This window comes from Comamonas flocculans (assembly GCF_007954405.1).
Classification (GTDB): Bacteria; Pseudomonadota; Gammaproteobacteria; order Burkholderiales; family Burkholderiaceae_C; genus Comamonas_C; species Comamonas_C flocculans.
In genome coordinates this window covers 433,945-455,167 of the sequence record NZ_CP042344.1, presented here as the reverse complement: position 1 = coordinate 455,167, position 21,223 = coordinate 433,945, and the positions used below count along the sequence as shown (strand labels likewise).

At 65.5% G+C, this 21,223-nt stretch carries 22 protein-coding genes and 2 tRNA genes; 17 read left to right on the top strand and 7 right to left on the bottom strand.

All coding sequences use genetic code 11. From position 1 onward, the window contains the following. Positions 1-7 precede the first annotated feature (7 nt). Positions 8-943 carry an RNA polymerase sigma factor RpoH gene (rpoH, locus tag FOZ74_RS02350; protein ID WP_146911563.1) on the bottom strand — a complete coding sequence of 312 codons (936 nt, stop codon included), beginning with the start codon at positions 941-943 and terminating at the stop codon, positions 8-10. A 313-nt stretch (positions 944-1,256) separates the two neighbouring features. On the opposite strand from rpoH, the gene cutA reads away from it, so the two are divergent. Next, complete coding sequence (gene cutA, locus FOZ74_RS02345; protein ID WP_146911562.1) at positions 1,257-1,604, top strand: divalent-cation tolerance protein CutA; 348 nt, start codon at positions 1,257-1,259, stop codon at positions 1,602-1,604. Positions 1,605-1,646: 42 nt separating this feature from the next. Here the strand turns inward: cutA and FOZ74_RS02340 are convergent, their stop codons facing one another. The 4 genes from FOZ74_RS02340 to FOZ74_RS02325 all read right to left on the bottom strand — a co-directional run bounded on the left by FOZ74_RS02340 (position 1,647) and on the right by FOZ74_RS02325 (position 6,213). Then, entirely contained in the window at positions 1,647-4,295 is a 2,649-nt protein-coding gene (locus FOZ74_RS02340) for an EAL domain-containing protein (RefSeq protein WP_146911561.1), read from the bottom strand. 361 nt (positions 4,296-4,656) lie between these two features. Beyond that, positions 4,657-4,989: a type II toxin-antitoxin system HicB family antitoxin gene (locus FOZ74_RS02335; protein WP_146911560.1), complete on the bottom strand. Its 333-nt coding sequence runs from the start codon at positions 4,987-4,989 to the stop codon at positions 4,657-4,659. Next, on the bottom strand, positions 4,986-5,240 hold the full coding sequence (locus FOZ74_RS02330; protein ID WP_146911559.1) for a type II toxin-antitoxin system HicA family toxin: 255 nt from the start codon (positions 5,238-5,240) through the stop codon (positions 4,986-4,988). The genes FOZ74_RS02335 and FOZ74_RS02330 overlap by 4 nt, the downstream gene beginning before the upstream one ends. 106 nt (positions 5,241-5,346) lie before the next feature. Further along, the gene (locus FOZ74_RS02325) at positions 5,347-6,213 is read right to left on the bottom strand and encodes a hypothetical protein (RefSeq protein ID WP_146911558.1); all 867 of its coding nucleotides are present in this window, start codon (positions 6,211-6,213) and stop codon (positions 5,347-5,349) included. 24 nt (positions 6,214-6,237) lie between these two features. Between FOZ74_RS02325 and FOZ74_RS02320 the strand changes: the two genes are divergently transcribed. Continuing rightward, positions 6,238-6,807: a hypothetical protein gene (locus FOZ74_RS02320; protein ID WP_146911557.1), complete on the top strand. Its 570-nt coding sequence runs from the start codon at positions 6,238-6,240 to the stop codon at positions 6,805-6,807. A 77-nt stretch (positions 6,808-6,884) separates the two neighbouring features. Here the strand turns inward: FOZ74_RS02320 and FOZ74_RS02315 are convergent. Beyond that, positions 6,885-6,961 (bottom strand) — tRNA-Arg (locus tag FOZ74_RS02315). A gap of 66 nt (positions 6,962-7,027) precedes the next feature. Beyond that, positions 7,028-7,300 (bottom strand): hypothetical protein, encoded by a 273-nt coding sequence (locus FOZ74_RS02310; RefSeq protein ID WP_186764636.1) that lies wholly within the window; start codon positions 7,298-7,300, stop codon positions 7,028-7,030. Between the two features lie 258 nt (positions 7,301-7,558). Here FOZ74_RS02310 and rpsO point away from each other — a divergent pair, with 258 nt between their 5' ends. From rpsO to nuoI, 15 genes are all read left to right on the top strand, one after another. After that, positions 7,559-7,825, top strand: a complete 267-nt coding sequence (gene rpsO / locus FOZ74_RS02305) for a 30S ribosomal protein S15 (RefSeq protein ID WP_146911556.1) — start codon at positions 7,559-7,561, stop codon at positions 7,823-7,825. Positions 7,826-8,041: 216 nt separating this feature from the next. After that, on the top strand, positions 8,042-10,297 hold the full coding sequence (gene pnp, locus FOZ74_RS02300) for a polyribonucleotide nucleotidyltransferase (RefSeq protein WP_146911555.1): 2,256 nt from the start codon (positions 8,042-8,044) through the stop codon (positions 10,295-10,297). A gap of 67 nt (positions 10,298-10,364) precedes the next feature. Further along, the gene (locus FOZ74_RS02295; protein WP_146911554.1) at positions 10,365-11,363 is read left to right on the top strand and encodes an NAD(P)H-quinone oxidoreductase; all 999 of its coding nucleotides are present in this window, start codon (positions 10,365-10,367) and stop codon (positions 11,361-11,363) included. A gap of 4 nt (positions 11,364-11,367) precedes the next feature. Then, the gene (gene tpiA / locus FOZ74_RS02290) at positions 11,368-12,141 is read left to right on the top strand and encodes a triose-phosphate isomerase (RefSeq protein WP_146911553.1); all 774 of its coding nucleotides are present in this window, start codon (positions 11,368-11,370) and stop codon (positions 12,139-12,141) included. 25 nt (positions 12,142-12,166) lie between these two features. Then, positions 12,167-12,550, top strand: coding sequence for a preprotein translocase subunit SecG (gene secG, locus FOZ74_RS02285; RefSeq protein WP_146911552.1), 384 nt, complete (start codon positions 12,167-12,169; stop codon positions 12,548-12,550). Between the two features lie 135 nt (positions 12,551-12,685). After that, positions 12,686-12,770: transfer RNA gene (locus FOZ74_RS02280), tRNA-Leu, on the top strand. A gap of 69 nt (positions 12,771-12,839) precedes the next feature. Continuing rightward, positions 12,840-13,199 (top strand): NADH-quinone oxidoreductase subunit A, encoded by a 360-nt coding sequence (locus tag FOZ74_RS02275; protein ID WP_146911551.1) that lies wholly within the window; start codon positions 12,840-12,842, stop codon positions 13,197-13,199. A 24-nt stretch (positions 13,200-13,223) separates the two neighbouring features. Then, a complete protein-coding gene (locus FOZ74_RS02270; protein WP_146911550.1) occupies positions 13,224-13,703 on the top strand; it encodes a NuoB/complex I 20 kDa subunit family protein in 480 nt (159 codons plus the stop codon). Positions 13,704-13,717: 14 nt separating this feature from the next. Continuing rightward, positions 13,718-14,359 (top strand): NADH-quinone oxidoreductase subunit C, encoded by a 642-nt coding sequence (locus FOZ74_RS02265; RefSeq protein ID WP_146911549.1) that lies wholly within the window; start codon positions 13,718-13,720, stop codon positions 14,357-14,359. After that, positions 14,359-15,612, top strand: coding sequence for an NADH-quinone oxidoreductase subunit D (locus tag FOZ74_RS02260; RefSeq protein ID WP_146911548.1), 1,254 nt, complete (start codon positions 14,359-14,361; stop codon positions 15,610-15,612). The genes FOZ74_RS02265 and FOZ74_RS02260 overlap by 1 nt, the downstream gene beginning before the upstream one ends. Continuing rightward, positions 15,609-16,100: an NADH-quinone oxidoreductase subunit NuoE gene (nuoE, locus tag FOZ74_RS02255; protein WP_146911547.1), complete on the top strand. Its 492-nt coding sequence runs from the start codon at positions 15,609-15,611 to the stop codon at positions 16,098-16,100. The genes FOZ74_RS02260 and nuoE overlap by 4 nt, the downstream gene beginning before the upstream one ends. Further along, positions 16,097-17,443, top strand: coding sequence for an NADH-quinone oxidoreductase subunit NuoF (nuoF, locus tag FOZ74_RS02250; protein WP_146911546.1), 1,347 nt, complete (start codon positions 16,097-16,099; stop codon positions 17,441-17,443). Before nuoE ends, nuoF begins: the two co-directional genes overlap by 4 nt. 14 nt (positions 17,444-17,457) lie before the next feature. Continuing rightward, complete coding sequence (gene nuoG, locus FOZ74_RS02245) at positions 17,458-19,596, top strand: NADH-quinone oxidoreductase subunit NuoG (RefSeq protein WP_146911545.1); 2,139 nt, start codon at positions 17,458-17,460, stop codon at positions 19,594-19,596. After that, entirely contained in the window at positions 19,593-20,669 is a 1,077-nt protein-coding gene (gene nuoH, locus FOZ74_RS02240; protein ID WP_146911544.1) for an NADH-quinone oxidoreductase subunit NuoH, read from the top strand. The genes nuoG and nuoH overlap by 4 nt, the downstream gene beginning before the upstream one ends. Positions 20,670-20,683: 14 nt before the next feature. Further along, positions 20,684-21,199 (top strand): NADH-quinone oxidoreductase subunit NuoI, encoded by a 516-nt coding sequence (gene nuoI / locus FOZ74_RS02235; protein WP_146911543.1) that lies wholly within the window; start codon positions 20,684-20,686, stop codon positions 21,197-21,199. The last annotated feature ends 24 nt before the right edge of the window (positions 21,200-21,223 follow it).

Genomic DNA, 21,223 nt, shown 5'->3' with positions numbered 1-21,223 from the left:
CAGCGCCTCAGGCGTACTGCACCAGGGCCTTCTTCATCTTCTTCATCGCCGCCACCTCGATCTGGCGGATGCGCTCGGCGCTCACGCCGTACTCGGCCGCCAGGTCGTGCAGCGTCATGCCGCCCGAGCCGTCGTCGTTGACGTTGAGCCAGCGCTCTTCGACGATGCGCCGGCTGCGCTCGTCGAGCTCCTGCAGCGCGGTGGCGATGCCTTGCGTGGCCAGGGTGTCGCGCTGGCGCGATTCGATCACCCGCGTCGGCTCATAAGCGGCGTCGCTGAGGTAGGAGATCGGACCGAAGCTCTGCTCGCCGTCGTCGCTCGGCGCCGGGTCGAGCAGCACGTCGCCGCCGGACATGCGCGTCTCCATCTCCATGACTTCCTCGCGCTTGACCTTGAGCTGCTCGGCCATGGCGTCGATCTCGTGCTCGGAGAGCGTTTCGCGATAGGTTTCGGCGTTCTCGGCCTCGGCCTTGAATTCCTGCTTCATCGAGCGCAGGTTGAAGAACAGCTTGCGCTGGGCCTTGGTGGTCGCCACCTTGACCATGCGCCAGTTCTTCAGGATGTATTCATGGATCTCCGCCTTGATCCAGTGCATGGCATAGCTGACCAGGCGCACGCCCTGGTCGGGGTCGAAGCGGCGCACGGCCTTCATCAGGCCGATGTTGCCTTCCTGGATCAGGTCGCCGTGGGGCAGGCCGTAGCCCAGGTATTGCCGCGAGATGGAAACCACCAGGCGCAGGTGCGAGAGCACCAGCCGGCCCGCGGCTTCCAGGTTGTTGTCCTCGCGCAGCTGGCGTGCGAAACGCTGCTCCTCGTCGAGCGTGAGCATGGGCAAACGGTTGGCCGCCGTGATGTAAGCGTCCAGATTGCCCAGCGGCGGCACCATGGCCCAAGGGTTGGCAGGCGTCAGGGCGGTGCTGGTACGGGCTTCGGACAAGGTCATGGGAGCGGTCCTTTCTGTGTCTTGGTCTAAATGTTAGCACTCGGTTAGGTAGAGTGCCAAAACCGAAGTTCCCCCGAATGTCACGTTCCGAAGGGCGCCTTGTGCAGGCAAATGGCGTGCGGGGTCGCCTGTGCCCCCTGCGCCCCCTGCGCCGGCCCCCTTGGTGAAGCGGGGTGCGGGCCCCGGCCTTGCGTGGCTGGCAGGCAGGGCGGGTCTGGGGTAGTCTGGCGGTGGCCGCGTGACGGTCAAATGGTGGAAAGCACACGCAAGGCCAGCTGGGCGGCGGCGTGCGGGCTGCAGGGAGCTTGGGACGATGACGGGATTTGAGACGATTGCGGTCGTGAGCACCACGGTCGCGCAGGCGCAAGATGCGGAGCGGCTTGCGGCGCTGGCGCTGCAACAACGCCTGGCAGCCTGCGTACAGGTGGTGCAGGTGCAATCGCACTACCGCTGGAAGGGTGCGTTGCAGCGCGAAGCCGAATGGCGGCTCGACGGCAAGACGGCGCAGGCGCAGGTGCCGGCGCTGCTGGCTTTGCTGCGCGCCCACCATCCCTATGAACTGCCCGAACTGGCGGTGAACCTCTGCCAGGTGAGCACCGCCTATGCCGACTGGGTACGCGCCGAAACCGGCGATGCCGCGCAGGGGGCCGGCCAGGCTTAGGCGGCGCGCGGCCGGTACCTCTGGGGCAGTGCCGGCGCCATCTCAGAGCTGGGCGCGCACGGACGCCTCGAAATCGGCCAGCGGTACCGGCCGGCCGAACAGGTAGCCCTGGAACTTGCGGCAGCCCTGGTCGAGCAGCAGCGCGTGGTGCGCCCGGGTTTCCACGCCTTCGGCCACCACGGTGAGCTGCAGCGAATCGGCCAGCGTGATGATGCTGCGCGCAATCGCCGCATCCGTGGGGTTGTCCAGGATGCCGCGCACGAAGCCCTGGTCGATCTTCAGTTCCGACAGTGGCAGGCGTTTGAGGTAGCCCAGGCTGGAATAGCCGGTGCCGAAGTCGTCGAGCGAGAGCCATAGCCCCAGCGTGCGCAGTTGTTGCATGATTTCGATCACGCCCTGCACGTTGCTCAGCAGCACGCTCTCGGTCAGCTCCAGCCTGAGGCGTTCGGGGTTGGCGCCGCTGCGCGCAAGCAGGCTGGCAAGCTCGCCGACGAAGCCCTCCTGCAGGAACTGGCGCGCGCTGATGTTGAGTGACAGGCTCAGGGCGCGCAGGTCTGCCTGGGTCTGCCAGTGCGCCTGCTGCCGCATGCCGGCCTGCAGCACCCACTGCCCGATTTCCATGATTTGCCCGGTCTCTTCAGCGAGCTGGATGAACTGCGCCGGCCCCACGAGGCCGTGGACCGGGTCGTTCCAGCGCAGCAGCGCCTCGGCGCCGACGATGCGGCCGATTTCGTCCACCTGGGGTTGGTAGTACAGCTCGAACTGGGCGTGCTTGAGCGCCTGGTGCAGCCGGCTTTGCAGGCCGGCGCGGGCGTTGGCCGCGGCCTGCATGTGCGGGTCGAAAAAACGCAGGGTGTTTCGCCCCTCGTCCTTGGCCCGGTACATGGCCAGGTCGGCCTGCTTGAGCAGCTCGTCCACGCTGGTGGTGTGTTCGTCGATCAGCGCGATGCCGAGGCTTGCCGTCAGCTGCTGCTCCTGTCCCTGCAATTCGTAGGGGCGGCGCAGTTGGGCGAGCAGCTTTTCGGCCAGCGGCCGCAGCACGGCGGGCGCCGGCACGTCCGAGCTGCCCAGGTGCGGCAGCAGCACCACGAACTCGTCACCCCCCAGTCGCGCCACGGTGTCCTGCTCGCGCACGCTGGTCTGCAGGCGCCGCGCGGTCTGCGTCAATACCTGGTCGCCGGCTTCGTGTCCATGGCTGTCGTTCAGGGTCTTGAAGTGGTCCAGGTCGAGGAAGAAGAGCGCAGCGAAGGAGTCGTTGCGCCGGCACTCCAGCAGCACCTGCTGGACACGGTCGACCAGCAGCCGCCGGTTGGGCAGGCCGGTCAGTGCGTCGAAATAGGCAAGGTAGCGCGCCCGCTCTTCGGCCGCCTTGCGCACCGAAATGTCGATGTCGATGGAAAAGGCTTCGGGCGCCTGTCCCTGCACCTGGATCAGCGCATGGCTGGCGTATACGTCGACTTCGCTGCCGTCCTTGCGGCGTACGCGCGCTTCGCCCGGCGGGATGGGGCTGCCGGTGCTGAACATGCGCGCCGACGCAGCGCGCGCCCGCGCCACGGTATCGGGGCGCACCACCAGGCTGACGATATCCTTGCCCAGCACTTCGCCTGCCGTGTAGCCGTAGAGTTGTTCGGAGGCGCCATTCCAGAAGGTGATGCTGCCGTCGGCCAGATAGCCCTTGACCGACACCATGGGCAGATTGCTGAGCACGCTGCGAAAGCGTTCTTCGGACTCGCGCAGCAGCACTTCGGAGTGCACCTGATCGGTGCGGTCGCGCGCGATGAAGACCACCGCCCCGCGCCCGCGCACCGGCACCCCCACGGGCTGGCAGCGGCCCTCGAAGTGGCGCAGGCCTGCCGGTGTCATCAGGGTGTATTGCAAGGTCTGGGCCTGCCCGCTCTGCACGGCGCGGGTGATGGCCTCATGCACGTGTCGCGCTATTTCGGGCGGCAGCTGATCGTCGATGTTCTGGCCCGGCAACTGCGACAGCGGCGCGGTGGCCAGCGTGGCGTCGGAAGACATTACTTCCAGGTAGTTTCCGTCGACGTCGATCAGCATCAGCAGGTCGGGCGCCGAGCGGGTGACGGCCTGCAGGCGCGCGGCCGTCTCGGCCAGCGAGGCTTCGGTGCGCAGATGGCGCTCGATGTCGCCGAGCATCCAGCCCAGCAGCGCCGTCGCGGGTGCCAGCACGGCGAGGAAGGGCAGGGCGAGCTTGCTGTTGACGTGCGCGACGGTCGCAGGCTCCAGCGCCTGGAACAGGGCGAGCGCGAGCAGATGCAGCAGGACGCCGAAGGCCAGATAGTGCGCCACGCCGCGCCCGACGTAGCCCTGCTGGCTGGCCCAGCGGTAGAGCAGCCCGAGTGCGCTCGACGCCACGATGACGAGGCTGCCCACCACCAGACCGCCGCCGCCCAGGGCAATGCGCGCGGAGGCTGCCATCGCGGTGGCAATCAGCGCCGGCAGCCAGCCGCCAAAGAGTGCCGCCATCGCCAGCACCACGGAGCGCGCGTCAAAGAACACCCCCGGCGCAAGCTGCAGCGGGGTGTACATGCCGACGATGCAGATGCTGCCGAACAGCAGGCCCGAAAGCACGCGTCCGGGCCAGGGCCGGCGGATCGCCAGGCGGGCCAGCACGCTCTGCAGGAAACACAGAGCCAGCAGGAGGGCCGCGCCTTGGATCAGTGCCAGTGTCATCGTTGCCGCGTGTCAAACGGGGGCTGGGGGGCGCATCATCGGCGAAATCTCCGGTTCGGTAAATTGCGACAGCCGCTGGCCGCCGGGGCGTGGCGTCAGGGGTTGCACACTCGAACACTGGCACCGGCATGGGTGCGCAAAAAAGGAAAAGGGGTTTCAGTCTCCCGACTGAAACCCCTCGTCTCTTTTGGTGCGGCTGGCAGGAATCGAACCCACGACCCCTTGGTTCGTAGTTTTGCAGCCGCTGGCAAGTAGTTGATTTTTATAGTTCTGGCGCCATCCATTCCCATAGATTGCGCACGTTGTGTACAGGTTTTATCGAGCATGTCCCCCGGGATTCCCCATGAATCCAGCATCAACATCAGGCCAGCGCAGCACTGCGAAACACTTCAGCAGCCCACTGGTTGAGGCTTTGCCCGCGTGCCTGCGCGGCGATCTGCGCCTGCAGGTGAACCTCGGGCGGCACGCGCAGCATCATGTTGCCGCTGGCGGGCTTGAGCGGCTGCTTGCCGATCTTCGCGCAGGTAGCCAGGTAGTCATCGACGGCTTCCTCAAACGCCGCGCGCAGTTCGGCCACGGTTTCGCCGTGGAAACCGATCACGTCGGCAATGCCGAGGATGCGGCCAGCGAAGATGGCGTCGCGTTCATCGAACTCGACACGGGCGGTGTAGCCCTTGTGGGTCATGGTGTTCATGGTTTCACTCCGATCAGGGTCAGAAAATCGCGGGTCTGCTCCACCTGGTACGCCTTGGCCTCCTTTGCCGGGTGGGGGCGATGGAAGGCGGCGACGTGGCCGTCCTTCACGAAGCGCACGCGGCTGCCATTGCCCTCTACCAACGCACACCCGGTGGCCATGAGCAGGGATTCGATGGTCGCCCATTCCAGCGTCTTGCTGGTGGGCTTGGCAAACACGGCTTCAAGGGCTTTGCGCTGCTTGCTGTTCATGCGCCGGATGATAGCAAATAGTGCAATCTATTGCAATCATTTTTTGCAATCTTTTGTGCTGTCGTTCGCCATGGCGGAAATGGCTGTGCGAGGCATACAGCGGAAATCAGGTCAATGGGAATCGTCGCAGCAATTCCTCGCCTGGGTCTTTCTTGTGTGCTTCGCAGATCTTGCGTATGGCCACGCGGCACGCTGCGCGCTCAATAGGGGTGAGCGGACGAATCCAGTCGCCATTGTTCGACCCCTTGGCAATAGCGCGCATCCCCGAATCGTCCACCGGCGACATTTTCAGGGATTCCAGTGCGCCATTCACGGTAGGGAAGTGTGTTGCCCTGAATTGCCCGATCAATACCCGCGTGCCGGCGATCAGGCTGTCGACCACGGGGCGCTGATCTGCCCATTGCACATACCACGGCAATGCTTCGTCGGATCGGTGCTCCAATACGCGCCGCCAGAAATCGCACCGATCCAGCACCTCACCGGTTTGAAGGTCGGTTATCTGAAGAAAGGCCGCCCACTCAATCTCGATGCGGGACTTCGCGGGCCATGCCAACCCACCGAATGCTGCGCGATGACTTTCCCACCGGCTGGGCGCAACATCCAGCGTGCAGGCCTTTCCCCGGCGGAGGAACTGCACTCGGAATCTGGGACTGTCTGGCGCTTCTACCCAAGGAGATTGTTTAAGCGCCCCGGGCAACTCGTCCGAAAACGCCATGTCAGTTGTCGGCAGGCCGCACCACTCCCACAGCCCACGGGCCTTGATGTCCCGGCCCGTATTGATTTCCTTGACGGCCTCGATCTGATCGAACTTGAACAGGCGCATCTCGCCCATCAGGTAGCACCACGCTCGCACGCCCTCCGTTGTGGCGTAAGGGCGGATAGGGAAGATGTCGCGTCTCACCACATTACCGAAGTCCTCTCGGTAGCGGATGTGGAACAGCGGCCGAGCATGGGGAGGGGGCGTTTGACTCATGGTGGCGTGCCTTCCTGTACGTCGTTGACTGCGAGCAATGGTACGCGTTACGCTACGGGCAGGATCGACGCCGCCAAGGTCGAACGCGTCATTAGAAAACTGCACGAGAAACACGCCATCGGCGCAACGCCCGCGCAAAGACTTACGCGAAAAAAAACGAAAAACGGACGCGCGAACGCGATCCTCGCGTTGTACTGGTCAAAGGGTGACGCGGCAGAGTGGGCACTACTGTTCACGCCCGGCGAGCTTGCCGAGTCAGAGCAACTGCACGAAATCACAGGAAAACACCGTCTCGTATTCCTCAACTACGAGCTCATGCGCCACGGCGCGCGCGGGCGCGCCGCGTGGACGTGGGGGCGGCCGAAAACGGAGATGTCAGAGCACTACGCGATGCTTGACGATGCGCGCCATCGGCGCCGCGCCGACGAGCTCGCTGCGCACTTGCTGCGTCTCGCAAATCAACCGGGCTTTCACGGCGTGCGCGAGCAGTCAAAAGCGCTGTTCGAGTACGCACGGCGGCGCGGCTACGCTGGCGAGCTGCTGACGCTGTACTACCTGCGCAAGGTCTCGCACGGCGAGCGCTTCGCGCTGTAGCGCAAAAACTGTTTACCCATCCGGACAGAAAAAAGAAAAGGACTTACAGCGAAGACGCTGTAAGTCCTTGATTTTAATGGTGCGGCTGGCAGGAATCGAACCCACGACCCCTTGGTTCGTAGCCAAGTACTCTATCCAGCTGAGCTACAGCCGCGAAGCGCGCAACTATAGCACAGCATTTGGGCGCACGCAGGCAAGTTTGCCCGGTTTTTCAGGCGCTTCAGCGCTTGGCGTAGCCCAGGCAGGCGCCGGCATTGGGCATGCCCTGGCATTCGCGGTACAGGCGCTTTTCGCGCTCGGCGGTGCTCTCGCCCGAATGGTTTTGCGAGGGCTTGACGCGGGTGCTGCGCTTCTTGGCCGGCGCGTGCGTGGTGGCGCTCGCCTTCTTGTTCTTGCTGGCGCCGTGGGAGGCGGGCGCCAGCGCCAGCAGGCCGGTGGCGGCGATGGCAAGCGCGAGTCCGCGCAGCGCTGAACGCAGGGCAGGGGCCGACAAACGGAGACGGGCAGGGGCGGGACGCGGCATGGCTTTGCGCAGGGGTCGAAGAAAGCGGTGATGGTGGCACGGGTGCGAGCGGGCAGGCACGGGGTTTGCAAGCATGGCCGCAATGGGGCCGGCGCCGTATAATCCGCGGGTTTTGCATGGTGCAGAACGCACGCCAGAGGCCCTTCCAGCTGCTGGCGCAAGTCACACCGGAGCCTGCGCGGCGCACCCATGCGCGCCGCAGCCAGCGCCCAATTTTCAGGAAACATCATGATCTCTTCCACAGCCAAGGCCGAAGTCGTCAAGGCCAACGCCCGTTCCGCCTCGGACACGGGCAGCCCCGAAGTGCAGGTGGCGCTGCTGACCGCGCGCATCAACGAACTGACCCCGCACTTCAAGCAGCATGTGAAGGACCACCATGGCCGCCGCGGTCTGCTGCGCATGGTGAGCCGCCGTCGCAAGCTGCTCGACTACCTCAAGGCCAAGGACGCCGAGCGCTACACCGCGCTGATCGCCAAGCTCGGCCTGCGCAAGTAAGCGCCGGCCACGGACGACGCCTGTGCTGGTAACCCTGGCCCAGGCGTTTTCTTCTTTTCGCAAGGACACCAGACAGAGCGAAGCTGTGTCATTCCAAATGGGCATTGGCTCTTCTTTTGAGAGCTGCCAGCGCCCACCTGGAATGGCATCGCGATCTGTTTGACCTTGAAACCCATGCTGCACGATCGCTAGCAGCTACTTTTTCAGGAGTTACCGATGACCATCTTCAACAAGATCACCAAGACCTTCCAGTGGGGCCAGCACAGCGTGACGCTGGAAACCGGCGAAATCGCGCGCCAGGCCGGCGGCGCCGTGCTGGTGCGCATGGACGACACCGTGGTGCTGGCTACCGTGGTCGGCTCCAGGAACCCCAAGCCCGGCCAGGACTTCTTCCCGCTGACGGTGGACTACATCGAGAAGACCTACGCCGCGGGCAAGATTCCGGGCAACTTCTTCAAGCGCGAGGCCAAGCCCAGCGAGCACGAGACGCTGACCAGCCGCCTGATCGACCGCCCGATCCGCCCGCTGTTTCCCGAGGGCTTCTACAACGAAGTGCACGTGGTCATCCACACCGTTTCGCTCAACCCCGAGGTGGACGCCGACATCGCCGCCCTGATCGGTACCAGCGCGGCGCTGGCGATTTCCGGCATCCCGTTCAATGGCCCGATCGGCGCGGCGCGCGTGGGCTACATCAACGGCGAATACGTGCTCAACCCCGGCCAGACCGAGCGCAAGAACAGCCAGCTCGACCTGGTGGTGGCGGGTACCGAGGCGGCCGTGCTGATGGTCGAATCCGAAGCCCAGCAGCTGCCCGAAGACGTGATGCTCGGCGCCGTGGTTTTTGGTCATGAGCAGGGCAAGATCGCGATCAACGCCATCCACGAGCTGGTGCGCGAAGCCGGCAAGCCCGCGTGGGACTGGCAGGCGCCGGCCAAGGACGAAGCCCTGATCGCCAAGGTCAACGAACTGGGCGAAGGCCTGCTGCGCGCGGCCTACCACAACCGCAACAAGCAGCTGCGCACCCAGGCCTGCCGCGAGGCCTACGCCGCCGTGAAGGCGGGCCTTGCCGAGCAGGGCGTGGAATTCGACGCCGTGAACGTGGACAACCTGCTCTTTGAGCTGGAAGCGCGCATCGTGCGCAGCCAGATCCTGGCCGGCGAGCCGCGCATCGACGGGCGCGACACGCGCACCGTGCGCCCCATCGAAATCAGCACCGGCGTGCTGCCGCGCACCCACGGCTCGGCCCTGTTCACGCGCGGCGAGACCCAGGCGCTGGTGCTGACCACGCTGGGCACCGAGCGCGACGCCCAGCGCATCGACGCGCTGGCCGGCGAATACGAAGACCGCTTCCTGTTCCACTACAACATGCCGCCCTTTGCCACCGGCGAAGTCGGGCGCATGGGCTCGACCAAGCGCCGCGAGGTCGGCCATGGCCGTCTGGCCAAGCGTGCGCTCATCGCCTGCCTGCCGAGCAAGGACGAGTTCCCCTACACCCTGCGCGTGGTCTCCGAGATCACCGAATCCAACGGTTCGTCTTCGATGGCCTCGGTCTGCGGCGGCTGCCTGTCGCTGATGGATGCCGGCGTGCCGATGAAGGCGCACGTGGCCGGCATCGCCATGGGCCTGATCAAGGAAGACAACAAGTTCGCGGTGCTCACCGACATCCTCGGCGATGAGGACCACCTGGGCGACATGGACTTCAAGGTGGCCGGCACCACGGCGGGCATCACCGCGCTGCAGATGGACATCAAGATCCAGGGCATCACCAAGGAAATCATGCAGGTCGCGCTGGCCCAGGCCAAGGAAGCGCGCATGCACATTCTGGGCAAGATGCAGGAAGCGCTGGGCGGCGCCAAGGAAGAGATCAGCAGCTTCGCGCCCAAGCTCTACACCATGAAGATCAACCCCGAGAAGATCCGCGACGTGATCGGCAAGGGCGGCGCCACCATCCGCCAGCTGACCGAGGAAACCGGCACGCAGATCAACATCGAGGAAGACGGCACCATCACCATCGCCAGCAACGACGCCGCCAAGGCCGACGAGGCCAAGCGCCGCATCGAGCTGCTGACGGTGGAGGCCGAGGTCGGCCAAGTCTACGAAGGCCCGGTCACCAAGATCCTGGACTTCGGCGCGCTGGTGAACATCCTGCCCGGCAAGGACGGGCTGCTGCACATCAGCCAGATCGCGCACGAGCGCGTGGAGCAGGTCAGCGACTACCTGAAGGAAGGCCAGATCGTCAAGGTCAAGGTGCTGGAAACCGACGACAAGGGCCGCGTCAAGCTGTCCATGAAGGCGCTGCTGGAGCGCCCCGCGCGCGAAGACCGCCCCGAGGGCGAGAACGGCGGGCGTCGCGACTACGGCGACCGCGGCGACCGCGGCGAGCGGGGCCACCGTCGCAATGGGCGCGAGCACGAGCGCACCCCGCGCGATGAAGCCCCGCGCGACGAGGCCGGCGGTCAGGGAGAGGCTTGATACCTTGAAAAGGATAGCTGCAAGCGATTGCCCCGCAAGCGTTTGCACCTGATTTTGTTGTAAATTCATGAAGGATGTGATGCGCGCCGTGGAGATCGCCGGCTTTGGTCCGGCGCAGAACCTGCGCCTAGTCGAGCGGCCGCTGCCGCGGCCCGGCGCGGATGAGCTGCTGATCCGCGTGGGCGCCAGCGGCATCAACCGCCCCGACGTGCTGCAGCGCCAAGGCCACTATCCGCCGCCGCCGGGTGCTTCCGACCTGCCGGGGCTTGAAGTGGCCGGCGTCATCGTGCGCGGTGACGAAGCGGCGATGGCGCGCGCCGGCCTGAAGGTGGGCCAGCGCGTCTGCGCGCTGCTGGCCGGTGGCGGCTATGCCGACCACTGCGTCGCGCCCGTCGCGCAGTGCCTGCCGGTGCCGGACGGCCTGAGCGACGTGCAGGCGGCATCGCTGCCCGAAAACTACTTCACCGTCTGGAGCAACGTCTTCGACCGCGGCCGGCTGCAGGCCGGCGAAACCCTGCTGGTGCAGGGCGGCAGCAGCGGCATAGGCGTGGCTGCCATCCAGCTGGGCAAGGCCTTTGGCGCCACGGTGCTGGCCACCGCCGGCAGCGATGAAAAATGCGCCGCCTGCCTGCGCCTGGGGGCCGACGCCGCGATCAACTACCGCACGCAGGACTTCGTGGCCGAGGCGCAGCGCCTCACCGCGGGGCGCGGCGTGGACGTGGTGCTGGACATGGTCGCGGGCGACTACATCGCGCGTGAAGTGCAGTGCATGGCCGAGGACGGGCGCATCGTCATCATCGCGGCGCAGGGCGGCACCCGGGCGGAGTTCAATGCCGGTCTGGTGCTGCGCAAGCGCCTGCTCATCACCGGCTCCACGCTGCGCGTGCGTCCCGTCGCCTTCAAGGGGGCCATCGCCCAGGCGCTGCGCGAGCACGTCTGGCCGCTGCTGGCCAGCGGCGCGGTGCAGCCCGTCGTCCACGCCACCTTCGCGGCGGCGCAAGCGGCCGACGCCCACCTGCTGATGGAGTCCAACCAGCACATCGGCAAGATCGTCCTGACCTGGTGAACGCATGAGCACACGTCCCAAATTCATTGCCGGCAACTGGAAGATGAACGCCAGCCTGCAGGCCAACGCCGCGCTGCTGCAGGCGCTGCGCCAGGGCCTGCAGGGGCAGGAGCCGGCCTGCCGGATCGCCGTGGCCGTGCCCGCGCCCTATCTGGCGCAGGTTGGCCAGCTGCTGCAGGGCAGCGCGGTGGCGCTCGGCGCGCAGGACGTCTCGCGCCACGAGCAGGGTGCCTACACCGGCGAGGTTTCGGCCGCCATGCTGGCCGACTTCGGCGTGCGCTACTGCCTGGTCGGACATTCCGAGCGGCGCCAGTACCACGGCGAGACCGACGCCGACGTCGCCGCCAAGGCAGCCCGGCTGCTGGCGCACGGCATCACGCCCGTGGTGTGCGTGGGCGAGTCGCTGGCCGAGCGCGAAGCGGGGCAGACGCTGGCCGTGGTGCAGCGCCAGCTGGGCGCGGTGCTCGGCGAGCTGGGCAGCGCCGCAGAGGGCATCGTCGCGGCCTACGAGCCGGTCTGGGCCATAGGCACGGGCCGCACCGCCACGCCCGAACAGGCCCAGCAGGTGCACGCGGCGCTGCGCGGCCAGCTCGCCGCGGCGCTGGCGGCGGCGGCCGAGCCGATTCCCGTGCTGTATGGCGGCAGCATGAACCCTGGCAACGCGGGCGAGCTGCTGGCCCAGAGCGACATCGACGGCGGCCTGATCGGGGGCGCGGCCCTGAAGGCCGAAGACTTCCTGAAAATCATCAGCGCAGCACAAGCTGTGCAAGCGCAGTAAGCTACAAATCCCGGAGCAAACTCCCATGCATCTCCTGCTCAACATCGTTTTCGCCGTTCAAATGCTCACGGCCATCGCCATGGTGGCGCTGATCCTGGTGCAGCACGGCAAGGGCGCCGACATGGGCGCGGCCTTTGGCAGCGGCAGTGCCGGCAGCCTGTTCGGCTCCAGCGGCAGCGCCAACTTCCTCTCGCATACCACGGCGGTGCTGGCCACCATTTTTCTGGTGGCCACGCTCACGCTCGCCTACTTCGGCAACCAGCGTCCGACGGACAACAGCGTGGGCAGCGTGCTGGAGACGCCGGCAGCGGTGGCTCCCGCCACGCCCGCTCCCGATACGGGCGCGGCAGCGACCGATGTGCCGGCGGACAAGCCGGGTAGCGACAGCAGCCAGATCCCGACCAAATGAGCGCCCGGCGCTCGCATGAAAAAGCCCCCGGACACGCCAGTATGAGGGTTTTTACCGGGTAGAATCGTCCGTTGTCCGGGGCTTTGAACATCGAACAGCAGTTCGGCCCTCTTGCAGTCCCGGCAGCTACAGCATGCCGTCGTGGTGGAATTGGTAGACACGCTATCTTGAGGGGGTAGTGGCGAAAGCTGTGCGAGTTCGAGTCTCGCCGACGGCACCACCTTCAAGGTCGGATGGTTTCCTTTGCAGGGGGTGACCATGCGGCCTTCGTGAAAAGCAGATCGACCCGATGAACCTTGATGCCTACCTCCCCGTACTCTTGTTCATTCTGGTCGGTCTGGCGATCGGGGTCGTGCCGCTCGTCCTGGGCTGGATCCTCGGCCCCAACCGGCCCGATCCGGCGAAGAATTCTCCCTACGAATGCGGTTTCGAGGCCTTCGACGACGCGCGCATGAAGTTTGACGTGCGCTACTACCTCGTTGCCATTTTGTTCATTCTCTTCGACCTCGAAATCGCCTTTCTCTTCCCCTGGGCCGTGGCGCTGCGGGAGGTGGGCATGCCGGGTCTGATTGCCGTGTTCATCTTTCTCGGCATCCTCGTCGTGGGCTTCATCTACGAATGGAAAAAGGGTGCGCTCGAGTGGGAATGAGTGTCCGTCTGAAGGGTTTTTGTCATGATTGAAGGCGCGATGAAGGAAGGCTTCGTCACCATGAGCTACGACGCCGTGGTGAACTGGGCCAAAACCGGCTCGCTGTGGCCCATGACCTTCGGTCTGGCCTGCTGCGCGGTGGAGATGATGCACGCCGCCGCCGCGCGCTACGACCTGGCGCGCTTCGGCGCCGAGGTGTTTCGCGCGAGCCCCCGCCAGTCCGACCTGATGATCGTCGCCGGCACGCTGTGCAACAAGATGGCGCCGGCGCTGCGCAAGGTCTACGACCAGATGGCCGAGCCGCGCTGGGTCATCTCCATGGGCTCGTGCGCCAACGGCGGCGGCTACTACCACTACAGCTACTCCGTGGTGCGCGGCTGCGACCGCATCGTGCCGGTCGACGTCTACGTGCCCGGCTGCCCGCCGACGGCCGAAGCCTTGATCTACGGCATCATCCAGCTGCAGCAGAAAATCCGCCGCACGCAAACCATCGCGCGCGCTTGAGAAGGGGCATCGACATGACGGATGTGGCAATACGCCCCGAAGAACTGCGCGATACCGTGGCCCGGGTGCTCGGTGCCAAGGCGCGCGAGGTGACGCTGGTGCTGGACGAGGTCACCGCCGTGGTGGGGGCGCCCGACTATCTGGCGGCGATGCGGCTGCTGCGCGATGCGCCCGAGTGCAAGTTCGACCAGCTCATCGACCTGTGCGCGGTGGACTATTCCAGCTGGCGCGACCTGGGTGCCGAAGGCCCGCGCTTTGCCGTGGTCGTGCACCTGCTGTCGGTGGCGCTCAACCAGCGCCTGCGGGTGCGCGTGTTCTGTCCCGATGACGACTTTCCCGTGGTGCCCTCGCTGTGCCCGATCTGGAGTGGCGCCAACTGGTTCGAGCGCGAAGCCTTCGACCTGTACGGCGTGGTCTTCGACGGCCACGAGGACCTGCGCCGCATCCTTACCGACTACGGCTTCATCGGCCACCCCTTCCGCAAGGACTTTCCGCTGTCGGGCGAAGTGGAGATGCGCTACGACGAGACCCAGCGGCGCGTGGTCTACGAGCCCGTGACCATAGAGCCGCGCGAAGTGACGCCGCGCATCATCCGTGAAGAACACTATGCGGGCCTGGACCGCGGCGACCAGTGGCTGGGCGGAGTCAATCGCTAATGGCTGAAATCAAGAACTATTCCCTGAACTTCGGTCCGCAGCACCCGGCGGCGCACGGCGTGCTGCGGCTGGTGCTGGAGCTCGACGGCGAAGTCATCCAGCGCGCCGACCCGCACATCGGCCTGCTGCATCGCGCCACCGAAAAGCTCGCCGAGCACAAGACCTACATCCAGTCGCTGCCCTACATGGACCGGCTGGACTACGTCTCGATGATGTGCAACGAGCACGCCTATTGCCTCGCCATCGAGAAGCTGTTGGGTCTGGAAATTCCGATCCGCGCCAAATACATTCGCGTGATGTTCGCCGAGATCACGCGGCTGATGAACCACCTGATGTGGCTGGGCTCGCACGGCCACGACTGCGGCGCGTCGACCATGCTGCTGTGGACCTTTCGCGAGCGCGAAGACCTCTTCGACATGTACGAGGCGGCCTCGGGTGCGCGCATGCACGCGGCCTATTTCCGCCCGGGCGGCGTCTACCGCGACCTGCCCGACAGCATGCCGCAGTACAAGCAGAGCAAGGTCAAGAGCGCCAAGGCCATCGAGGAGCTCAACCGCAATCGCCAGGGTTCGCTGCTGGACTTCATCGACGACTTCACCCAGCGCTTCCCGGCCTGCGTGGACGACTACGAGGTGCTGCTGACCGACAACCGCATCTGGAAGCAGCGCACCGTGGGCATAGGCGTGGTCACGCCCGAGCGCGCGCTCAACCTCGGCCTCACGGGGCCGATGCTGCGTGGCTCCGGCATTGCCTGGGACTTGCGCAAGAAGCAGCCCTACGAGGTCTACGACCAGATGGATTTCGACATCCCCGTGGGCAAGACGGGCGACTGCTATGACCGCTACCTGGTGCGCGTCGAGGAAATGCGCCAGTCCAACCGCATCATCAAGCAGTGCGTGGACTGGCTGCGCGCCAATCCCGGCCCGGTGATCGTGGACAACTACAAGATCGCTCCGCCGCCGCGCGTCAAGATGAAGACCGGCATGGAGGACTTGATTCACCATTTCAAGTTCTTCACCGAGGGCTTTCGCCTGCCCGTCGGCGAGACCTACGTGGGCACCGAACACCCCAAGGGCGAGTTCGGCATCTACCTGGTGAGCGACGGCGCGAACAAGCCCTACCGCCTGAAGATCCGCGCGGCGGGCTTTGCCCACCTGGCCGCCTACGACGAGCTGGTGCGCGGCCACATGATTGCCGATGCCGTGGCCATCATAGGCACGATGGACATCGTGTTCGGAGAGATAGATCGATGATCAGCGAAGCAACCCGTGAGCGCTTTGCCCGCGAAGTGGCCAAGTACCCGGCCGAGCAGAAGCGCTCTGCGGTGATGGCCTGCCTTGCCATCATCCAGCAGGAACAGGGCTGGATCAGCCAGGAAAGCGAAGTGGCGGTGGCCGCCTATCTCGACCTGCCGCCGATCGCGGTGCACGAGGTCACCACCTTCTACAACATGTACAACCAGAAGCCCGTCGGACGCTTCAAGCTGGCAGTCTGCACCAACCTGCCCTGCCAGCTGCGCGGCAGCCAGCAGGCGATGGAGCACCTGGAGAGCAAGCTGGGTGTGAAGATGGGCGACACCAGCGCCGACGGCATGTTCACGCTGCAGGAATGCGAATGCCTGGGCGCCTGCGGCGATGCGCCGGTGATGCTGGTCAACGACCGCAGCATGTGCAGCTTCATGGACAACGGCAAGCTCGATGCGCTGATCGACGGCCTGCGCACCGCGGAGGACAAGGCATGAGCACGGTTCAGGAGCTGCTGTCCAGCTTCGAGGCACACGGCCAGGAGTCCTGCTTCCACGGTCGCCACATCAACCCGCAGATCTATGCGGGTCTGGATGGCACCAACTGGCGCCTCAAGGACTACGAGGCGCGCGGCGGCTACCAGGCGCTACGCAAGATCCTGGGTGCCGACGGCGGGCAGAAGATGACGCAGGACGAGGTCATCGCCACCGTCAAGGCCTCCGGCCTGCGCGGGCGCGGCGGCGCGGGTTTTCCCACGGGGCTGAAGTGGAGCTTCATGCCGCGCCAGTTCCCCGGCGCCAAGCACCTGTGCTGCAACTCCGACGAGGGCGAACCCGGCACCTTCAAGGATCGCGACATCCTCATGTACAACCCGCACATCGTCATCGAGGGCATGGCGATCGGGGCGTACGCCATGGGCGTGAACCTCGCCTACAACTACATCCACGGTGAAATCTTCACCGTGTACGAACGCTTCGAGGAAGCACTGGAAGAAGCGCGCGCCGCGGGCTACCTGGGCAAGAACGTGCTGGGCAGCGGCTTCGACTTCGAGCTGCATGCGCACCATGGTTTCGGCGCGTACATCTGCGGCGAGGAAACCGCGTTGCTGGAGTCGCTTGAAGGCAAGAAGGGCCAGCCGCGCTTCAAGCCGCCGTTTCCCGCAAGCTACGGCCTGTACGGCAAGCCGACCACGGTCAACAACACCGAAACCTTCGCGGCGGTGCCGTGGATCTTCCGCCACAGCGCCCAGGAGTACCTGGAGTGTGGCAAGCCCAACAACGGCGGCACCAAGATCTTCTCGGTTTCGGGCGATGTCGAAAAACCCGGCAACTACGAGATCCCGCTGGGCACGCCCTTCACCAAGCTGCTGGAACTGGCCGGCGGCGTGCGCGGCGGGCGCCAGCTCAAGGCGGTGATCCCCGGTGGTTCGTCGTCCCCGGTGCTGCCCGCGGCCATCATGAACGAATGCACGATGGACTACGACAGCATCGCCAAGGCGGGCTCCATGCTGGGCTCGGGCGCCGTCATCGTGATGGACGAGACGCGCGACATGGTCGAGTGCCTGGTGCGGCTGTCCTACTTCTACATGCACGAATCCTGCGGCCAATGCACGCCGTGCCGCGAGGGCACGGGCTGGCTCTGGCGCATGGTGCACCGCATCCAGAACGGCCAGGGGCGTGCCGAGGACATCGAGAAGCTGGACGAGGTCGCATTCAACATCATGGGGCGCACCATCTGCGCCCTGGGGGACGCGGCCGCCATGCCGGTGCGTGCCATGATCAAGCACTACCGTCACGAGTTCGTGGCCAAGATCGAAGCAGCCCAGGCTGCGGCGGCCTGATCGCGGGAAGAGTTATGGTTGAAATCGAACTGAACGGCAAGAAGGTCGAGGTGCCCGAGGGCAGCATGGTCATGCATGCGGCCGAGATCTCCGGCACCTACATCCCGCACTTTTGCTGGCACAAGAAGCTCTCCATCGCGGCCAATTGCCGCATGTGCCTGGTCGATGTCGAGAAGGCGCCCAAGCCGGTTCCGGCCTGCGCCACGCCGGTGACCAACGGCATGGTGGTGCGCACGCGTACCGACAAGGCGGTCAATGCACAGAAGTCGGTGATGGAGTTTCTGCTCATCAACCACCCGCTGGACTGTCCGGTGTGCGACCAGGGCGGCGAATGCCAATTGCAGGACCTGGCGCTTGGCTATGGCATGTCGGCTTCGCGCTTCACCGAGGAAAAACGCGTGGTCCTCCCGAAGGAGGTCGGTCCGCTGCTGTCGCTGCAGGAGATGACGCGCTGCATCCACTGCACGCGCTGCATCCGCTTCGGCGAAGAGATCGGCGGCATCATGGAACTCGGCATGGTCAACCGCGGCGAGTTCGCGGAGATCACCACCATCAAGGGCGATACCGTCGATTCCGAGCTCTCGGGCAACATGATCGACATCTGCCCGGTGGGCGCCATCACCAGCAAGCCGTTTCGCTTCAGTGCCCGCACCTGGGAGCTCTCGCGCCGCCGCTCGGTCTCGCCGCACGACTCGACGGGCGCCAATCTCATCGTCCAGGTCAAGAACCACAAGGTGCTGCGCGTCGTCCCGTATGAGAACGAGGACGTCAACGAATGCTGGATCGCCGACCGCGACCGTTTTTCCTATGAGGCGCTGAACTGCGACGAGCGCCTGACCCGGCCGATGATCAAGCAGGGTGGGCAGTGGCAGGAAGTGGACTGGCAGACCGCGCTGGAATACGTCGGCAACGGCCTGCGCGACATCATCGCCGAGCATGGCGCGAACAGCGTGGGCGCACTCGTCAGCCCGCACAGCACGCTCGAAGAGTTGTACCTGGCCAGGCAGTTGCTCAACGGCCTGGGCAGCCAGAACATCGACCACCGCCTCCGCGCGGCCGAGTTCCCGACCAGGCACGGCGTGCGCTGGCTGGGCACTTCCATCGCCTCGCTCAGCACGCTGCAGTCGGCTCTGGTCGTGGGCTCCAACCTGCGCAAGGACCATCCGCTGTTTGCCCAGCGCATACGCCAGGCGGTGCGCAAGGGCGGCTGCAGCGTCAACGCCATCAATGCAGTGGACTACGACTGGGCCATGGCCATGGGCCAGGTGCTGCTGGCGCCGGCCTCTGGCTGGGTGGCGGCGCTGGCCGAGGTGGCCGCGGCCGTGGCGGCGCAAAAAGGCGTGGCCGCGCCGGCCGCCACGGGCGAGCCCGGTGCCGAGGCCAAGGCGATTGCCGCAGCGCTGCTGAGCGGCGAGCGCAAGGCCATCTTGCTGGGCAATGCCGCAGCGCACCACGCCAGGGCATCGAGCCTGCTGGCGCTGGCGCAGTGGATAGGCGCCCAGACCGGCGCCAGCGTCGGCTACCTGAGCGAAGCGGCCAACACCGTAGGCGCGCAGTGGGTCAAGGCGGAGCCGGGCGAGGGCGGGCTGAACGCCGGCCAGATGCTCTCAGGCGCGCTCAAGGCGGCACTCCTTTTCAACACCGAGCCCGAATTTGATTCGGCCGCCGGCCCCGCCGCGGCGCAGGCGCTGGGCCAGGCCGGGATGGTCGTGACCCTGAGCCCGTTCAAGGCCAACATGGCCTTCAGCGACGTGTTGCTGCCGATCGCGCCGTTCACTGAAACATCGGGGACTTTCGTCAATGCCGAAGGCCGCATCCAGAGTTTTCACGCCGCAGCCAAGGCGCTGGGCGACAGCCGCCCCGGATGGAAGGTGCTGCGCGTGCTCGGCACCCTGCTGGAGATCGAGGGCATGCAGTGGGAAGCCTCGCAGGACGTGCTCTCCGCGATCACCGGCACCGCCGCCGGGGAGCTGGCTTTCGTGCCCGCCGAGGCGCTGGACAACACCACCGATGCGCCGCTGGTGGCCGACAGCGGCGCCGTCGCCGAGCCGGTATCCGCGAGCATCTACCAGCTCGACGGGCTGGTGCGGCGATCGCGTCCATTGCAGATGACGGCCGATGCGCACGCTGCGCGTGAAGGGGGTGCGTCGTGATCGACAGCATCTACAACTCCGGCCTGCAGCTGAGCAGTGCGCCCTGGTGGACGGGCGCTGGCTGGCCCGTGGTATGGGCGCTGGTGAAGATCGTCTGCGTGGTCGTGCCGCTGCTCGTCGCAGTGGCCTACATGACGCTTTGGGAGCGCAAACTGCTGGGCTACATGCAGGTGCGCCAAGGACCCAACCGCGTCGGCCCCTGGGGCTTGTTGCAGCCGTTTGCCGACGGCATCAAGCTGCTCACCAAGGAACTGATCCAGCCGACGGCCTCGAGCAAGCGGCTGTTCTGGCTCGGCCCGGTGCTGGCCATCATGCCGGCGCTGGCCGCCTGGGTCGCGATACCGTTTGCGCCCCACATGGCGGTGGCCAACATCGACGCGGGCCTGCTGCTGATCCTGGCGATCACCTCGATCGAGGTCTACGGCGTCATCGTCGCCGGCTGGGCGTCGAACTCCAAGTACGCCATGCTCGGCGCGTTGCGGGCGTCGGCGCAGATGGTGAGCTACGAGATCGCCATGGGCTTTTGCTTCCTGGTGGTCATCATGGTCACGGGCAGCCTGAACCTGACCGAGATCGTGCTGATGCAAGGCCGTGGCCACATGAGCGACGTGGGGCTGGGCTTTCTGTCCTGGAACTGGCTGCCGCTCTTGCCGATATTCCTGGTCTATCTCGTCTCCTGCGTGGCGGAAGTCAATCGCCACCCCTTCGACATGACGGAGGGCGAGTCCGAGATCGTCGCCGGCCACATGGTCGAATATTCCGGCATGGGCTTTGCCATTTTCTTCCTGGCCGAATACGCGGCCATGTGGCTGGTGTCGACGCTGGCCGTGATCATGTTCCTCGGTGGCTGGCTTTCGCCCATCGGAGCGCTGGACTTCATCCCCGGCTGGATCTGGCTGGCGCTCAAGACCGGGTTCGTCGTTTCATGTTTCATCTGGATCCGCGCCACGTTCCCGCGCTACCGCTACGACCAGATCATGCGTCTGGGCTGGAAGGTCTTCATTCCGGTCACGCTGTTCTGGCTGGTCGTGGTCGGCGCCTGGCTGATGTCGCCGCTGAACATCTGGAAATAACCGGAGGACCGTTCATGGCTGCCGTTGCTGAAGAAAGCTCGACCTTCGTGCTCAAGGACTTTCTCAAGAGCTTCATGCTCTGGGAAATCGCCAAGGGCATGATTTTGACCGGGCGCTACGCCTTTCGCCGCAAGGTCACGCTCGAATACCCCGAAGAGCACACGCCGCTGTCGCCGCGCTTTCGCGGGCTGCATGCGCTGCGCCGCTACGACAATGGCGAAGAGCGCTGCATCGCCTGCAAGCTCTGCGAGGCAATCTGCCCGGCGCTGGCGATCACCATCGAGTCCATCCAGCGCGAGGACGGCACGCGCCGCACCACGCGCTACGACATCGATCTGACCAAATGCATCTTCTGCGGCTTCTGCGAGGAAAGCTGCCCGACCGATTCCATCGTCGAGACGCACATCCTGGAATACCACGGCGAAAAGCGCGGTGATCTCTACTTCACCAAGGAGATGCTGCTGGCCGTGGGTGATCGCTACGAGCCCGAGATTGCCGCCGCCAGGGCGGCCGATGCGAAGTACCGCTGAACGCTGTCATCGCGTGAACCACTG

Excerpts from the sequence above, each read along its gene's own strand:
- rpoH (WP_146911563.1), bottom strand. The coding sequence starts at position 943 with ATGACCTTGTCCGAAGCCCGTACCAGCACCGCCCTGACGCCTGCCAAC.
- cutA (WP_146911562.1), top strand. The coding sequence starts at position 1,257 with ATGACGGGATTTGAGACGATTGCGGTCGTGAGCACCACGGTCGCGCAG.
- FOZ74_RS02340 (WP_146911561.1), bottom strand. The coding sequence starts at position 4,295 with ATGACACTGGCACTGATCCAAGGCGCGGCCCTCCTGCTGGCTCTGTGT.
- FOZ74_RS02335 (WP_146911560.1), bottom strand. The coding sequence starts at position 4,989 with ATGAACACCATGACCCACAAGGGCTACACCGCCCGTGTCGAGTTCGAT.
- FOZ74_RS02330 (WP_146911559.1), bottom strand. The coding sequence starts at position 5,240 with ATGAACAGCAAGCAGCGCAAAGCCCTTGAAGCCGTGTTTGCCAAGCCC.
- FOZ74_RS02325 (WP_146911558.1), bottom strand. The coding sequence starts at position 6,213 with ATGAGTCAAACGCCCCCTCCCCATGCTCGGCCGCTGTTCCACATCCGC.
- rpsO (WP_146911556.1), top strand. The coding sequence starts at position 7,559 with ATGATCTCTTCCACAGCCAAGGCCGAAGTCGTCAAGGCCAACGCCCGT.
- pnp (WP_146911555.1), top strand. The coding sequence starts at position 8,042 with ATGACCATCTTCAACAAGATCACCAAGACCTTCCAGTGGGGCCAGCAC.
- FOZ74_RS02295 (WP_146911554.1), top strand. The coding sequence starts at position 10,365 with ATGAAGGATGTGATGCGCGCCGTGGAGATCGCCGGCTTTGGTCCGGCG.
- tpiA (WP_146911553.1), top strand. The coding sequence starts at position 11,368 with ATGAGCACACGTCCCAAATTCATTGCCGGCAACTGGAAGATGAACGCC.
- secG (WP_146911552.1), top strand. The coding sequence starts at position 12,167 with ATGCATCTCCTGCTCAACATCGTTTTCGCCGTTCAAATGCTCACGGCC.
- FOZ74_RS02275 (WP_146911551.1), top strand. The coding sequence starts at position 12,840 with ATGAACCTTGATGCCTACCTCCCCGTACTCTTGTTCATTCTGGTCGGT.
- FOZ74_RS02270 (WP_146911550.1), top strand. The coding sequence starts at position 13,224 with ATGATTGAAGGCGCGATGAAGGAAGGCTTCGTCACCATGAGCTACGAC.
- FOZ74_RS02265 (WP_146911549.1), top strand. The coding sequence starts at position 13,718 with ATGACGGATGTGGCAATACGCCCCGAAGAACTGCGCGATACCGTGGCC.
- FOZ74_RS02260 (WP_146911548.1), top strand. The coding sequence starts at position 14,359 with ATGGCTGAAATCAAGAACTATTCCCTGAACTTCGGTCCGCAGCACCCG.
- nuoE (WP_146911547.1), top strand. The coding sequence starts at position 15,609 with ATGATCAGCGAAGCAACCCGTGAGCGCTTTGCCCGCGAAGTGGCCAAG.
- nuoF (WP_146911546.1), top strand. The coding sequence starts at position 16,097 with ATGAGCACGGTTCAGGAGCTGCTGTCCAGCTTCGAGGCACACGGCCAG.
- nuoG (WP_146911545.1), top strand. The coding sequence starts at position 17,458 with ATGGTTGAAATCGAACTGAACGGCAAGAAGGTCGAGGTGCCCGAGGGC.
- nuoI (WP_146911543.1), top strand. The coding sequence starts at position 20,684 with ATGGCTGCCGTTGCTGAAGAAAGCTCGACCTTCGTGCTCAAGGACTTT.